The sequence below is a fragment of the Glaciimonas sp. PCH181 genome, from assembly GCF_003056055.1.
Taxonomy (GTDB): domain Bacteria; phylum Pseudomonadota; class Gammaproteobacteria; order Burkholderiales; family Burkholderiaceae_D; genus Glaciimonas.
Genome location: NZ_PYFP01000006.1, coordinates 103,078 through 118,198 on the forward strand (window position 1 = coordinate 103,078; position 15,121 = coordinate 118,198).

The following is a 15,121-nucleotide window of genomic DNA, read 5'->3' on the forward strand; positions in this document are numbered from 1 at the left end:
GGTTGGCTTAATTAGTCCTGTTGGACGCTTTCTCAATCGCTTCCAAAATCGGCTGAAGCTGCGCGTGTTTTAATTTCAACGCGGCCTGATTGACGACCAGACGTGATGAGATATCCATAATATGCTCAACTTCAACCAAATGGTTTGCACGCAAGGTGCTGCCGGTGCTGACCAGATCGACAATCGCATCCGCCAAACCGACCAGCGGTGCCAATTCCATCGAGCCGTACAATTTGATCAGATCAACGTGCACGCCTTTTGCCGCAAAATGTTCGCGGGCGGTCAGCAAATATTTGGTGGCAACACGTAAGCGTGCGCCTTGACGCACCGCGTTCGCGTAATCGAAACCATCCGATACTGCCACTGACATGCGGCACTTGGCGATATTTAAATCGATCGGCTGGTACAAGCCTTCACCACCATGCTCAAGCAATACATCTTTACCGGCCACACCGAAATCGGCAGCGCCGTACTGGACATAAGTCGGCACATCCGAGGCGCGAACGATGATGACGTTGACCAGCGGATCGTTGGTCGGCAAGATCAGCTTGCGCGAGGTTTCCGGATTTTCGGTCACGACGATGCCCGCTGCGGCAAGCAATGGCAACGTCTCTTCAAAGATGCGTCCCTTGGACAATGCCAGGGTTAATTTTTGACTCATTTGCTTCTTTCAGTCCCAGTCATTGCTTATCGGGCTATCCGAATAACCAATGACAGGTCGGGTGACATGGATGCTTACTTTACGCGTTCAATCTTGGCACCTACTGCCGACAATTTACGCTCCATTTGATCGTAACCACGATCCAGATGGTAAATCCGTTCAATCAAAGTTTCGCCCTCCGCCACCAAACCGGCAATCACCAGCGATGCGGATGCACGCAAATCGGTCGCCATCACGGGCGCGCCGTATAGCTTATCAACGCCTTTGATAATGGCGGTATTGCCCTGAATATCAATCGCTGCGCCGAGACGATTCATCTCTTGCACGTGCATGAAACGATTTTCAAAAATTGTTTCGGTCACACGACTAGCACCATCGGCAATCAAATTCATCGCCATGAATTGCGCCTGCATGTCTGTCGGGAATCCCGGATATTCGGTGGTTCGAAAACTCACTGCCTTAGGACGCGCCGCCATCTGCACACGAATCCAATCGTCGCCCGATGTCAAAATCACACCCGCTTCGCGCAATTTGTCGAGCGCTACATCCAAGGTGTGAGTCCGGGTATTTTTCAGCAACACATCGCCGCCAGTGGCAGCAACGGCACACAAAAATGTGCCGGTTTCGATACGATCGGCGATGACAGAATGCGATGCACCGTGCAACTTTTCAACGCCTTGAATTACCAGGCGATCGGTGCCGATGCCTTCAATTCGCGCACCCATCGCCACCAGCAAATTGGCAAGGTCGGTCACTTCAGGTTCACGCGCCGCATTTTCGAGTATCGTTTCGCCATCCGCCAGCGTCGCCGCCATCAGCAAATTCTCGGTGCCGGTCACGGTAATCATGTCGGTAACAACATGCGCACCCTTTAGCTTTTTAGCCTTGGCATGGATGTAACCGGCTTCGATATTGATCTCGGCGCCCATCGCTTGCAGACCTTTGATGTGCTGATCAACAGGCCGCGAACCAATCGCGCAACCGCCCGGCAACGATACTTTCGCTTCGCCGAAACGGGCCAGCAAAGGTCCCAATACCAGAATCGATGCCCGCATGGTTTTCACCATTTCATACGGTGCTTCCAAACTGGTAATCGCGTCACCCTGCAAGATCACAGAATGATCTTCTTGCTTTGCTTTTAATCCGATCTGACGCAACAGCTTGAGCATAGTCGAGACATCGTGCAAATTCGGCACGTTGCTCAGATCCAGTTGATCTGAAGTCAACAGACCTGCACACAAAATCGGCAGCGCGGCATTCTTGGCGCCAGAAATAGTAATTTCACCCGACAGGCGGTTACCGCCTTGAATTAATAATTTATCCATAGTTCGTCTTCTTAACTTTGATCAGAGCTTACTTAGCTCTTTGTTGAAACTCTTCAGGTGTCAGGGTCTTCATCGACAGCGCATGGATTTCTTCGCGCATCCGGTCGCCTAGTGCGGCATAGACAATTTGATGGCGCTGAATCAGCCGTTGTCCAGAAAAAGCATCCGACACGATCACTGCAGTGAAATGCTGGCCGTCGCCATCGACTTCGAGATGCGAACAGGCTAGACCGGCGGCGATGTAACTTTTGACGAGTTCGGGTGTAGGAAACATAGTGAATACCTGCTTGATTTAAAACTACATAAAATGTGTGACTAAGCTTAGCGTAACGGGATGCTATAGCTTAATGTTGTAACTTAATTTTCCTGGTCAATGTCGTAACTTATAGCCTTGCTTCAGCATCTGTACAGCAGCCGTTGCCAGTACCAGCAAAAACACCGAAATGATAGCAAGACTGATCAGAGGATTAACGTCCGACTGACCGAAAAAGCCGTAACGGAATCCATCAATCATGTAAAAGAACGGATTGAAATGGGACACTGCTTGCCAGAATGGTGGCAATGAATGGATCGAATAAAACACCCCGGCCAAAAAGGTCGCGGGCATGATCAGGAAATTTTGGAACGCCGCCAATTGGTCGAACTTATCGGCCCAGATCCCGGCAATCAGGCCCATGGTGCCGAGAAATGCCGCGCCCAATACCGCAAAGATGATAATCCACCAAGGTGCGACAAATGTTAAATTAACAAAAAATGCAGTAATCAGCAGCACACCGCCACCAACCACGACGCCGCGCACAACCGACGCCAATACGTAAGCATTAAATAATTCCCAATGCGATAACGGCGGCAGCAATACAAATACCAGATTGCCCGTCATTTTGGATTGTGCCAGCGACGAAGACGTATTGGCGAACGCGTTCTGCAACACACTCATCATCACCAGTCCGGGCACCAGAAACGCGGTGTACTCTACGCCCGGATAGACCTGAACGTGACCCTTTAAGGTATGCCCGAAAATCAACAAATACAGCATTGCAGTCAAAATAGGCGCGCCAACGGTTTGCGTTGCGACCTTCCAAAAGCGCAATACTTCTTTATAAAACAGCGTTTGAAATCCAATCACCGGGCACCGCCTACACTGTATTCTTTGACATTGGAATCGCTCAAGTTGATGCCATCCACGCTTTTACCGTCCATAATTTGTAAAAATACATCCTCTAAATCGGCCTGCTGTAAATACATGTCGTCTATTACGACGCCGGCAGTGCGCAAGGTCGCCAGAATCGGCTCTACCTCGGTATAGGCAGTCACTCGCAAGGCAAATTTCCCGACGATCTCATTGCTGGCAGCTGGCATGACTAATGGCCGCAACGCTTCCGGCAGTGATACGCCGGGAAGCAAATGCACCAGTAACTGCGATCCAGAAATGCGTTTTAACAGTCCCGCAGTCGTATCCAGCGCAACCACTTTGCCGCGTTTCAACATGGCAATCCGATTGCAGTGCTCTTGCGCTTCTTCGAGATAATGCGTGGTCAGGACCACTGTGTGTCCCTCACGGTTCAGGCGAGATATAAATTTCCACAAGGTCTGGCGCAACTCAACATCGACCCCAGCGGTTGGCTCATCCAGCACAATCACGGGAGGCTTATGCACCAGCGCCTGTGCCACTAATACGCGTCGCTTCATACCGCCGGACAGCGTGCGCATGTTGGCGTCGGCCTTGTTAGTCAAATCGAGGTTTTCCATTACCTCGTCTATCCATTTATCGTTATTTTTCAGTCCGAAATAACCTGACTGCAAACGCAATGTTTCACGGACGGTGAAAAATGGATCGAATACTAATTCTTGTGGCACCACGCCAAGCTTCTTGCGTGCGTTGCGAAAGTCGGTAATGACATCATGACCATGGATATTGACGCTGCCGGAATCGGCGCGATTCAATCCTGCGATGATCGAAATAAGCGTGGTCTTGCCTGCACCGTTAGGCCCTAACAGGCCAAAAAATTCGCCTTCTTCGATGTTAAGCGAAACGCCATCCAGCGCCTGAAGCGACTGGTAGCGTTTTTTTACATTGGTAATTTGAATGGCCGCCATAGTGGCTGATGTACTTTAAAAAGTGGGTAGCGCGCTATGTGGAAAAAACACAAATGCATAGCGCGAAACCCTTGATTATAGGGGAATTCTTGCCGGACTACCGGGATAGGGAATAAACGAAGACGGAGAAACGGGCGCTGGAATTAGAATCTGAAGAATGTCGCGAAAATGCGACGGTTCTCAGCCCCACTATAGTGCGGGGATACCGGCAAAGTTCAGACGGTCAATGATGGTGGGGATCAGTATTCACCCCAATAGTTGAAATAACAGGCGTTGCGTCAGTCGCAGCAGACAATAATTCTGCCACGCCGTATAAATCAATCAGGCTCTCAAGATTAGTTGGCAAACTGGAGAAATGCAGCGCCCGTCCTTGATTTAAAGCTGCGCATTGCCAGGCAAGCAGGGTTGCTACTGCGGCAGAATCAACCGCCACCACGTCGCCCAAATCAATCTCGGTTTCACCGCCAGCAATCGCCCGCAAACCCGCTTCCAAAGCGAGTTTAGCGTTATTGACAGTGAGAGAATGCGCTGGCCTGAACATGGTGGTCGATCAATAAAGTTTAATGCTTAACAAACAACACTGCGCAATTAAGCAGCTATCAATTACTTACCGCCCTTAGCAGCACGCGATTTGTTCTTGTCAGATAAGACCTTAATCAGGCCATCAATACCCGAGCGGCCGATTTCTGACGCAAATGTACCCTTATATGACTCAACGAGCCAGGCACCCAATACGTTGACATCGTAAATTTTCCAGCTATTTGCATTCTTTTCCATACGGTAGTTGAGCTGAATCGGCTCGCCACGCGGCTGGATCACTTGCGAACGGACTTCTACGTCGCCATCGGTAGCATTGCCACGCATCGGTTTAAAGTCAATTTTCTGATCCCGGACTTGTGCCAACGCACCTGAATACGTGAACACCAGCAGGCTGCGGAATTGCTCAGTCAGCTGTTTCTTCTGATCTGGCGTGGCATCGCGCCAATAACGACCAGCTGCCAGCGACGTCATACGCTCAAAATCCACGTAAGGAATAATTTTTTCTTCGACCAGCGACAGAATGCGTTGCTGATTTCCGCCCTGAATGCTCTTGTCAGCTTTAGCAGTATCGATGACGTCCTGGCTAATCCGCTTCACTAGTGCGTCAGGCGCTTCTTGTGCAAAGGCAGTACCGGTTAGTGCCAGTGCACCGAAAGTCAAAGCAATGGCAATATATTTTTTAAAAGTCTTCATATTTTAATAACTCTACGCAATGTTGATAATGGACGGAATGTGAATCACATCCGAAAGAGTAACGTCAACTATGACGCCAGATTCCTTAACTTGTTCCGCCCGCGTGCTGTTCGCAAAAAAGTAACGCGGCAAAACCGCGTTAGTCGTCCTATTTAGAAGCGCCGTCGTCCGCTTTAGGATCATCGTCTTTGCCAGGTCCATCAATCTGACTTTGACGGCGCTGCGTGTAGGCGTCACGCACAAATTCATATTTATCCAGCGCGGCCTCCTCAAGCAATGTCCCTGCATCCAGCAAGTTAGCACGCTTGTCGATCAGGCGTACGACTGTACCTGTATTACGCCAACGCACAGGATATTTGTAAGTCCAGACATCGCCGTAAAGATCCACCGGAAACGCCGCTGTATCACGCACATTTGATGGACCAAACAACGGCAACACAACGTAAGGACCGGGACTAACACCCCACTTGCCCAGCGTTTGACCAAAATCCTTGTTCTTTTTTTGCAATCCCGCTGCCGAGCTGACATCGAGCAAACCGCCAAGGCCGAAAGTTGTATTAACAGCCACGCGCATCACTGCCGTCGTACCGTCTACACCACTGCCTTGTAAATAGCCGTTAACCGCGCTCCAGACATCGCCCAGATTACCAAAAAAGTTATTTATGCCGGTCTGCACGAAAGAGGGCAGCCAGTCTCTATACGCCGTCGCAACCGGTTTTAACGCAACTTGATCGAGTTTGTCATTAAACGTAAAAACCGCACGATTAAAACCCTCCAGCGGATCTTGCGGATTGCTGGCGCCACCAGTGGTCGCGCAACCACTCAATGCCGCGACTAGTGCTAAGGCGCTAATGCGCGTGGTTGTAATCATTGTGAACTATCCTTTCCGTCCGCCGCCTTACTATAGATAAGCTGACTGATCAGATTCTCCAGCACGATGGCAGATTGTGTCATTTTAATACTTTCACCAGCGACCAAATATTTGTCATCGCCGCCCGCTTCCAAACCGATATATTGTTCGCCCAATAACCCCGCGGTCAAAATCTTGGCTGAGCTATCTTTAGGGAATTTATAACGATCGTCCATATTCAACGTCACGACCGCCTGAAAATTCTTGTCATCGAAATTAATTGCGCCGACCCGGCCGACCACTACGCCAGCACTTTTCACTGGTGCGCGGGGCTTCAGGCCGCCGATGTTATCAAACTTGGTAATGATGGGATAAACGCCCTGAAACGATGCTCCGCCCAAATTACCGGCCTTAAACGCCAGAAATACGAGCGCAAGTGCGCCGAGCACTACAAATAAGCCTACCCATACATCTACAGATTTTTGTTGCATATTGTTCACCTTAAAAATGCAAAGCGAAGCATCTTGAAACATCTATCACGCCTCGACATACTGCCATAGGCAAGAATAAAAAGCCTCAGTCTTCACCGAATGTGTTGCCAGTCAATCAAATAACAAGACTGCACCTGGAATGACGTTTAATTAAACATCAGCGCCGTTAACAAGAAGTCTAGCGCCAGTACCGAAAGCGAAGCGATTACAACGGTACGCGTCGTCGCCCGCGCCACACCTTCCGGCGTTGGTTTGGCCTCATAGCCCTGATACAGCGCTACGAAGGTGACCGCGATACCGAACACAATACTTTTCAGGACACCGTTAGCAATATCCTGCCAAAAGTCGACACCTGCCTGCATTTGCGACCAGAACGCGCCTTCATCCACACCAATTAACTGCACGCCCACGACATAACCACCCAGAATACCTAGCGCACTGAATACAGCGGCCAGCAATGGCATAGCAATAATACCGGCCCAGAAACGCGGCGCAATGACGCGCTGCAGCGGATCAACCGCCATCATTTCCATCGCTGCCAATTGTTCCCCAGCCTTCATCAATCCGATCTCGGCGGTCAGCGAAGTACCTGCGCGCCCGGCAAACAACAACGCCGTCACGACCGGACCCAGCTCGCGCACCAACGACAATGCGACCAGCAAACCCAAGGCTTGTTCCGAGCCATATTTGTTCAGTGTGTAATAACCCTGCAAACCCAACACGAAACCGACAAACAGGCCAGACACACCAATGATGATCATCGAATAATTACCGATGAAATGAATTTGGTCGGTAATTAAACGCGGCCGCTTTATCAAGCCGCCCGATGCGCCTAAAATCGCAAAAAAAGTTCTTGTTGTCCTGCCAATGCCGCTAATAGTGTCACGCACACTCTGACCGATCGAACCAAAAAATCTCGCTATCATGGTCGTGCCTTTACACCGGGATCAAGCCCCAGATCGGCCGCGAACGACTTACCCGGATAATGGAAAGGCACAGGCCCATCGGCTTCTGCATGGACGAATTGCTTGACGTAAGGGTCGCTCGATACCCGCATTTCGGCAGGCGTACCGTGCGCCACAATCTCACCCTGCGATAGGAAATAAACGTAATCCGCAATCGCAAACGACTCGTCTACATCATGCGACACCACGATTGAGGTCGATCCCAGCGCATCATTTAATTTACGAATTAAATTGGCAGTGACGCGCATTGAGATCGGATCCAGACCCGCAAATGGTTCGTCATACATCACCAGCGCGGGGTCCAGCGCGACGGCACGCGCCAGTGCAACACGGCGCGCCATCCCACCTGAAACCTCGGACGGTTTGAGTTGTGCTGCATTGCGCAGACCAACGGCTTGCAACTTCATCAACACCAAATTATTCAATAGTTCAGGTGGCAAATCGGTATGTTCACGCAACGGAAAAGCAACGTTCTCATACACCGTCAAATCGGTAAATAGCGCGCCGTTCTGAAACAGCATGCCCATCTTGCGGCGCATCGCATACAACGCTGCCGTTTTTAGTGTGCCAACCACCTCGCCGTCCACCGCAACCGTTCCGCTCTGCGCCAGTAACTGGCCACCAATCAAGCGCAAAATTGTGGTTTTCCCCGACCCGGAACCGCCCATAATCGCGATAACTTTTCCGCGTGGGAAGTCCATGTTGAGCGACGAAAGAATCGTCCGCGCACCATAGCTAAATTTCAAATCACGGATTTCGACAATATTACCCACAAAGTCCACCGAATAGATCAAAGGCGACATTGTAGTGCACTTGCAACAATTCTTCTCGCATTAGCCGCATAAGCTGTCACATGAGAGCAACGAATAGAGGACTACTTCAAAAACCTCAGGCGCTCAAAAGAAGGCCGATACGATCGATCAGAAACCCTTTTTAGCATCAGAAAATGAAAAAAAAAACGCCAAAAATTGACGATAAAAGTCATTTTAAGATGTAAAAAGGCTTTGACTTAATTTTTGTAAATCTTTGTTAAGTAAACAAAAAGCAGCTTCGCATAAAATACGAAACTGCTTTTCTAACAACATCCGACTTCACATCTATCGCTGCAATTTATACAACGAAAATTGCTCAGCCAAATATGTGCGACCTTTTAATTAACGCGGCAATACCGAAGCACCCATCAAAAACTCATCGACTGCGCGGGCGCACTGACGACCTTCACGGATCGCCCACACCACCAACGATTGTCCGCGACGCATGTCACCGGCAGCGAACACTTTATCGACCGAGGTTTTATAACAGCCATCGCCATCGGTAGTCGCTTTAGCATTGCCGCGAGCATCCTTATCCACGCCAAACGCTTCCAACACTTGCGCAACAGGCGATACAAAGCCCATTGCTAAAAACACCAGATCCGCTTTCATTTCGAACTCGGAATTCGGCACTTCCTGCATTTTGCCGTCTTTCCACTCGACCCGCGCTGCGATCAGTTTCTCGACTCTGCCATTTTTGCCTTCCAGGCGCTTGGTCGCCACGGCCCAATCGCGCTCACAGCCTTCTTCATGCGAAGAAGAGGTGCGCAATTTGATTGGCCAATACGGCCAGACCAGCGGCTTGTTTTCTTGCTCTGGCGGCTCTGGCATCAACTCAAACTGCGATACCGAAATAGCGCCCTGACGATTAGACGTACCAACGCAATCCGAACCAGTATCGCCACCGCCGATGACAATCACGTTTTTGCTACCCGCCAGAATTTGATCTTTGACCTTGTCGCCAGCATTGATCTTGTTTTGTTGTGGCAGGAAATCCATGGCGAAATGCACGCCCTTCAATTCCCGGCCTGGCACTGGCAAATCACGCGGTTGTTCTGCGCCGCCAGCGATCACGACGGCATCAAACTCCGCCTTCAACTCTTCGGGCGAAACGGTCTTCTTAGACCAATTATTGACATTCGCAGGGAAATCTTTGCCGACCAGTACGCCGGTGCGGAAAGTCACGCCTTCCGCTTCCATTTGCTCTACACGACGGTCGATGTGATTTTTTTCCATTTTGAAATCAGGGATACCGTAGCGCAGCAAACCGCCGACACGATCGCTTTTCTCAAACACGGTGACATCGTGGCCAATCCGCGCCAATTGTTGCGCTGCGGCCAATCCGGCAGGACCGGAACCGACTACCGCCACTTTTTTACCCGTCTTGATCAATGCCGGTTGCGGCACAACCCAACCATTTTCCCAACCTTTGTCGATGATGAAATGCTCAATCGATTTGATCCCGACCGGATCGTCATTAATCCCCAGCGTACAAGCGCTTTCGCACGGTGCAGGGCAAATACGTCCGGTAAACTCAGGGAAGTTATTCGTCGAATGCAAGGTATCCAGCGCTTCCTGATACGCACCGCGATAGACCAAATCATTCCAGTCCGGAATAATATTATTGACCGGGCATCCGTTATTACAAAAAGGAATTCCGCAATCCATGCAACGTGCACCCTGAATTTTGGCGTCTTTATCGGCCAATTGCAGGATGAATTCTTTGTAGTGCTTCTTGCGTGCCAGCGGCGCTTCATACGTCTCTGGCATGCGATCAAATTCCATAAAACCGGTTACTTTACCCATTTTCCACTCACATTCTTGGCTACGCGCTTCGGCCCACAAACAGCCAGTATCCTGAAGATTTCATTTGGATACTGGCTATTTGCAACTGCTGCGCGATTACATCGATATCGTTATGTTGGCTAACGCGTTGTCATCATTCAGGACAACGTCAACATCAGGCAACCACTTTTTCCTTGGCTGGAGCAGCGACTTTGATCGCATTCAACTCACCTAGCGCGCGCTTATATTCGGTCGGGAAAACCTTGACGAATTTGCTGCGCGAAGCGACCCAGTTATCCAGCAGATAGCGCGCACGCGTGCTGCCGGTGTACTTGAAGTGGCGTTCAATCAAGCCCTTCAATATCACTTCATCGGTCTGCGGCTCACCAGCGCGGGTGGTTGCATGCCAGATGGCGCGGTCGATTGTGGCTTCTTGCTCACCCTGACTCAAGACCACTTCCAGCGTCACCATAGCCAGATTGCACTGTGCAGCAAATTGCGCATCCGGATCGTAGACATACGCCAGACCGCCGGACATACCCGCTGCAAAGTTACGGCCAGTTTCGCCCAACACCACAACAGTGCCGCCGGTCATATACTCGCAACCGTGATCGCCAGTTCCTTCAACCACTGCAATCGCGCCCGAATTACGTACCGCGAAACGTTCGCCAGCTACACCGTTTAAGAAAGCTTCACCAGCAGTAGCACCGTACAGAACGGTATTACCGGCGATGATGTTATCGACTGCGCGGCCACGGAACTCAGTGTTTGGACGCACGATAATGCGTCCGCCAGACAATCCCTTACCAACATAATCGTTACCCTCACCCACCAGATCAAGCGTAATACCGTGCGCCAGAAACGCGCCAGCCGATTGACCGGCAGTGCCTTGCAACTGGATATGGATCGTGTCATCCGGCAAACCGTCATTGCCGTATTTCTTCGCCACTTCGCCGGACAACATCGCGCCGACAGTACGGTTCAAATTCTTGATCGGCGAGATGAAGGAAACCCGTTCACCCTTATCCAGCGCGGCTCTGGCTTGTGAGATTAACTTGTGATCCAACGCCTTATGCAAGCCGTGATCTTGCTCTTGCGTGTGGTAATACACTTCGCCAGCTGGCAACGCAGGTTGATAGAAAATCTTCGAGAAATCCAGACCTTGCGCCTTCCAATGTGAGATCGCTTTAGCCTTATCGAGGAAATCCGAACGTCCGATCAAATCGTTGAAATGACGGATACCCAATTGCGCCATGATCTGACGTACTTCTTCAGCAATAAAGAAGAAAAAGTTAACCACGTGTTCTGGCTTACCAGAGAACTTGGCGCGCAATACCGGATCTTGCGTCGCTACACCGACCGGGCAAGTATTCAAGTGGCATTTGCGCATCATGATGCAACCTTCTACCACCAGCGGCGCGGTCGCAAAACCGAATTCATCCGCACCCAGCAACGCACCAATCACGACATCGCGACCAGTCTTCATCTGACCATCGGCCTGCACCCGAATCCGGCTACGCAAACCGTTCAGCACCAACGTCTGCTGCGTTTCTGCCAGACCTAATTCCCAAGGCGAACCGGCATGTTTAACCGACGACAATGGCGATGCACCAGTACCGCCATCATGACCAGCGATCACAACGTGATCAGACTTCGCTTTAGCGACGCCCGCAGCGACCGTGCCGACGCCGACTTCCGACACCAGCTTGACCGAAATAGACGCTTTTGGATTGACGTTTTTCAGATCATGAATCAGCTGCGCCAAATCTTCGATCGAATAAATATCGTGATGCGGCGGCGGTGAAATCAAACCGACACCCGGCACCGAGAAACGCAATCTGGCAATATACTCAGACACTTTATGGCCCGGCAACTGACCGCCTTCGCCCGGCTTCGCGCCTTGCGCCATCTTGATTTGAATCTGATCGGCAGACGTCAGATATTCAGCAGTCACACCAAAGCGGCCCGACGCAACTTGCTTGATTCTCGAACGTAGCGAATCACCAGCCAGCAATGGCGTATCGACTTCAATATGCTCGCGACCAATCACAGAAGCCAGCGTCTCGCCCTTCTTGATCGGAATACCCTTCAACTCTTGACGATAGCGATTTACATCCTCGCCACCTTCGCCGGTATTCGATTTACCGCCGATACGATTCATCGCCACAGCCAGTGTTGCATGGGCTTCTGTCGAGATCGAACCAAGCGACATCGCGCCCGTCGCAAAACGTTTAACGATTTCTTTTGCCGACTCAACTTCATCCAGCGGAATTGCTTTGCTAGGATCGAGCTTGAATTCAAACAAACCACGCAACGTCATATGACGCTTGGTTTGATCGTTAATCAGCTGCGCGTATTCCTTGTAGCTGTTGAAGTTATTAGAACGGGTTGAATGCTGCAATTTAGCAATCGCATCCGGCGTCCACATATGTTCTTCACCGCGAATCCGATACGCGTATTCGCCACCGGCATCCAGCGCGTTTGCCAGCACAGGATCATTGCTGAATGCAGCGCGATGCAAGCGCAGCGCTTCTTCAGCGACTTCAAATACGCCGATACCTTCAACGTTCGACGAAGTGCCTTTGAAGTATTTATCGGTCATGCTCTTGTTGAGGCCGATAGCTTCAAAAATCTGCGCGCCGCAATACGACATATAGGTCGAAATACCCATCTTCGACATCACCTTCAGCAAGCCTTTACCGATTGCTTTCTGGAAGTTATAAATCGCTTTTTCAGGCGACAACGCGCCCGGCAGACCTTGCGCCATTTCGCTCAATGTATCCATCGCCAGATACGGATGAATTGCTTCTGCACCGTAGCCAGCCAGCAACGCAAAATGATGCGTCTCACGTGCGGAACCGGTCTCTACAACCAAGCCGGTTGACGTACGCAAACCCTTGCTGACCAGATGCTGATGGATCGCCGACGTTGCCAACAGCGCAGGAATTGCGACTTGCTCGGCATCGACTTTACGATCCGAAATGATCAGAATGTTATGGCCCGATTTGACCGCATCCACAGCCTTCGCGCACAGCGAAGCCAGACGCGCCTCAATGCCCTCTTTGCCCCATGCAACCGGATAGCAAATATTCAGCTCATGCGATTTAAACTTGCCACCAGTGTGCGCGCTGATGTTGCGTAATTTTGCAATATCGGCGTAGTTCAGAATCGGCTGCGAGACTTCCAGACGCATCGGTGGATTGATGTTGTTGGTGTCCAACACGTTCGGCTTTGGTCCCACAAACGACACCAGCGACATCACCATCGCTTCACGAATCGGATCGATCGGCGGGTTGGTCACTTGCGCGAATAATTGCTTGAAATAGTTGTACAGCGTTTTGTTCTTGTTAGACATGACCGCCAGTGGCGAATCGTTGCCCATCGAACCAATCGCCTCTTCCGCATTGGCGGCCATAGGCGACATCAAAAACTTCAAATCTTCCTGGGTATAACCAAACAATTGCTGACGATCCAGCAAAGGAATCGTCGACCCGGATTCAGACGGCTCTTGCTTTAGCTCGTCCAGCTTCACGCGCACCGATGCAATCCATTGTTTGTATGGCTTGGCGTTAGCGTATGTATCTTTCAGTTCCTTGTCGTCGATGATGCGACCGGCTTCGAGGTCGATCAGGAACATTTTGCCCGGCTGCAAGCGCCATTTTTGGATGATTTTCGACTCTGGAATCGGCAACACGCCGGATTCAGACGCCATCACCACCAGGTCATCGTCAGTCACGATATAACGCGCCGGACGCAAACCATTGCGATCCAGCGTACCGCCGATATGACGACCATCGGTAAATGCCATCGCTGCCGGGCCGTCCCACGGCTCCATCATCGCAGCGTGATATTCGTAGAAGGCGCGACGATTGTCATCCATCGTGGTGTGATTTTCCCACGCCTCAGGAATCATCATCATCATCGCTTGCGCAATCGGATAACCCGCCATCAACAACAGCTCAAGCGCATTATCGAAGCAAGCCGTGTCAGACTGGCCTTCATAAATCAGCGGGAATAATTTTTGCAGATCGTCGCCCAACACAGCCGACTTCATCACGCCTTCGCGTGCGCGCATCCAGTTAAAGTTACCTTTAACAGTGTTAATTTCACCGTTGTGCGCGATTAAGCGATACGGATGGGCCAACGGCCATTCAGGGAAAGTATTCGTAGAGAAACGTTGATGTACTAACGCCAGTGCAGAAATACAACGCGGATCTTGCAGATCCTTGTAGTACACGCCGACCTGATCCGCCATCAACAAGCCCTTGTAGACGACCGTGCGAGCCGACATTGAAGGCACAAAAAATTCTTTACCGTGCAACAGATTCAACGCTTGAATCGCGTGACCGGAAGACTTACGGATAACATACAGTTTGCGCTCAAGTGCATCGGTGACCATGATATCCGGACCGCGACCGATGAAAATCTGACGGATCACCGGTTCTTTATCGCGCACCGTTGGCGACATTGGCATTTCGTTATCGACCGGTACATCGCGCCAACCCAACACAACCTGGCCTTCGAGCACTACCGCACGCTCAATTTCCTGCTCACAAGCGATACGCGAGGCGTTCTCTTTTGGCAAGAAAACCATCCCTACGCCGAATTCGCCCGGTGGCGGCAACGTCACGCCTTGCTTGGCCATTTCTTCGCGATAATATTGATCAGGCACTTGCAGCAAAATACCTGCGCCGTCGCCCATCAACTCATCCGCGCCAACCGCGCCCCGATGATCCAGATTCTTCAGAATCAGCAAACCTTGCTCAACGATAGAGTGGCTTTTATTGCCTTTAATATGCGCAACAAAACCGACGCCACAGGCGTCATGTTCGTTCTTTGGGTCGTATAAACCTTGTGCTTGCATGTCGTACTCCACCACTCTAACTGTAAGGGTATTAAGAA

Annotated in this window: 13 protein-coding genes; all 13 read right to left on the reverse strand. The window is 50.8% G+C overall.

Going from position 1 to position 15,121, the window contains the following annotated elements; all coding sequences use genetic code 11:
* Positions 1-7: 7 nt before the first annotated feature.
* The 13 genes from hisG to C7W93_RS23670 all read right to left on the reverse strand — a co-directional run bounded on the left by hisG (position 8) and on the right by C7W93_RS23670 (position 15,083).
* Entirely contained in the window at positions 8-661 is a 654-nt protein-coding gene (gene hisG / locus C7W93_RS23610) for an ATP phosphoribosyltransferase (RefSeq protein WP_108442788.1), read from the reverse strand.
* A 74-nt stretch (positions 662-735) separates the two neighbouring features.
* Positions 736-1,986: a UDP-N-acetylglucosamine 1-carboxyvinyltransferase gene (gene murA / locus C7W93_RS23615; protein WP_108442789.1), complete on the reverse strand. Its 1,251-nt coding sequence runs from the start codon at positions 1,984-1,986 to the stop codon at positions 736-738.
* Positions 1,987-2,014: 28 nt separating this feature from the next.
* Positions 2,015-2,260 (reverse strand): BolA family protein, encoded by a 246-nt coding sequence (locus C7W93_RS23620; RefSeq protein ID WP_108442790.1) that lies wholly within the window; start codon positions 2,258-2,260, stop codon positions 2,015-2,017.
* A 96-nt stretch (positions 2,261-2,356) separates the two neighbouring features.
* Positions 2,357-3,112, reverse strand: coding sequence for an ABC transporter permease (locus tag C7W93_RS23625; protein ID WP_108442791.1), 756 nt, complete (start codon positions 3,110-3,112; stop codon positions 2,357-2,359).
* Complete coding sequence (locus C7W93_RS23630; protein ID WP_108442792.1) at positions 3,109-4,083, reverse strand: ABC transporter ATP-binding protein; 975 nt, start codon at positions 4,081-4,083, stop codon at positions 3,109-3,111. Before C7W93_RS23630 ends, C7W93_RS23625 begins: the two co-directional genes overlap by 4 nt.
* A 223-nt stretch (positions 4,084-4,306) precedes the next feature.
* A complete protein-coding gene (locus C7W93_RS23635; RefSeq protein WP_108442793.1) occupies positions 4,307-4,624 on the reverse strand; it encodes an STAS domain-containing protein in 318 nt (105 codons plus the stop codon).
* A gap of 62 nt (positions 4,625-4,686) precedes the next feature.
* Positions 4,687-5,316, reverse strand: a complete 630-nt coding sequence (locus C7W93_RS23640; RefSeq protein WP_108442794.1) for a phospholipid-binding protein MlaC — start codon at positions 5,314-5,316, stop codon at positions 4,687-4,689.
* A gap of 148 nt (positions 5,317-5,464) precedes the next feature.
* The gene (locus C7W93_RS23645; protein WP_108442795.1) at positions 5,465-6,187 is read right to left on the reverse strand and encodes a VacJ family lipoprotein; all 723 of its coding nucleotides are present in this window, start codon (positions 6,185-6,187) and stop codon (positions 5,465-5,467) included.
* Positions 6,184-6,657, reverse strand: coding sequence for an outer membrane lipid asymmetry maintenance protein MlaD (mlaD, locus tag C7W93_RS23650; RefSeq protein ID WP_108442920.1), 474 nt, complete (start codon positions 6,655-6,657; stop codon positions 6,184-6,186). The genes C7W93_RS23645 and mlaD overlap by 4 nt, the downstream gene beginning before the upstream one ends.
* A gap of 146 nt (positions 6,658-6,803) precedes the next feature.
* Positions 6,804-7,583, reverse strand: a complete 780-nt coding sequence (gene mlaE / locus C7W93_RS23655; RefSeq protein WP_108442796.1) for a lipid asymmetry maintenance ABC transporter permease subunit MlaE — start codon at positions 7,581-7,583, stop codon at positions 6,804-6,806.
* Positions 7,580-8,425: an ABC transporter ATP-binding protein gene (locus C7W93_RS23660; protein WP_225870020.1), complete on the reverse strand. Its 846-nt coding sequence runs from the start codon at positions 8,423-8,425 to the stop codon at positions 7,580-7,582. Before C7W93_RS23660 ends, mlaE begins: the two co-directional genes overlap by 4 nt.
* A gap of 351 nt (positions 8,426-8,776) precedes the next feature.
* Complete coding sequence (locus tag C7W93_RS23665) at positions 8,777-10,240, reverse strand: glutamate synthase subunit beta (protein ID WP_108442797.1); 1,464 nt, start codon at positions 10,238-10,240, stop codon at positions 8,777-8,779.
* Positions 10,241-10,394: 154 nt separating this feature from the next.
* On the reverse strand, positions 10,395-15,083 hold the full coding sequence (locus C7W93_RS23670; protein ID WP_108442798.1) for a glutamate synthase-related protein: 4,689 nt from the start codon (positions 15,081-15,083) through the stop codon (positions 10,395-10,397).
* Positions 15,084-15,121 lie beyond the last annotated feature (38 nt).

Coding starts and splice junctions, on each gene's coding strand:
- C7W93_RS23640 (WP_108442794.1), bottom strand. CDS start 5,316: ATGAAGACTTTTAAAAAATATATTGCCATTGCTTTGACTTTCGGTGCA.
- murA (WP_108442789.1), bottom strand. CDS start 1,986: ATGGATAAATTATTAATTCAAGGCGGTAACCGCCTGTCGGGTGAAATT.
- C7W93_RS23635 (WP_108442793.1), bottom strand. CDS start 4,624: ATGTTCAGGCCAGCGCATTCTCTCACTGTCAATAACGCTAAACTCGCT.
- C7W93_RS23665 (WP_108442797.1), bottom strand. CDS start 10,240: ATGGGTAAAGTAACCGGTTTTATGGAATTTGATCGCATGCCAGAGACG.
- C7W93_RS23645 (WP_108442795.1), bottom strand. CDS start 6,187: ATGATTACAACCACGCGCATTAGCGCCTTAGCACTAGTCGCGGCATTG.
- C7W93_RS23630 (WP_108442792.1), bottom strand. CDS start 4,083: ATGGCGGCCATTCAAATTACCAATGTAAAAAAACGCTACCAGTCGCTT.
- mlaD (WP_108442920.1), bottom strand. CDS start 6,657: ATGCAACAAAAATCTGTAGATGTATGGGTAGGCTTATTTGTAGTGCTC.
- mlaE (WP_108442796.1), bottom strand. CDS start 7,583: ATGATAGCGAGATTTTTTGGTTCGATCGGTCAGAGTGTGCGTGACACT.
- C7W93_RS23660 (WP_225870020.1), bottom strand. CDS start 8,425: ATGTCGCCTTTGATCTATTCGGTGGACTTTGTGGGTAATATTGTCGAA.
- hisG (WP_108442788.1), bottom strand. CDS start 661: ATGAGTCAAAAATTAACCCTGGCATTGTCCAAGGGACGCATCTTTGAA.
- C7W93_RS23620 (WP_108442790.1), bottom strand. CDS start 2,260: ATGTTTCCTACACCCGAACTCGTCAAAAGTTACATCGCCGCCGGTCTA.
- C7W93_RS23670 (WP_108442798.1), bottom strand. CDS start 15,083: ATGCAAGCACAAGGTTTATACGACCCAAAGAACGAACATGACGCCTGT.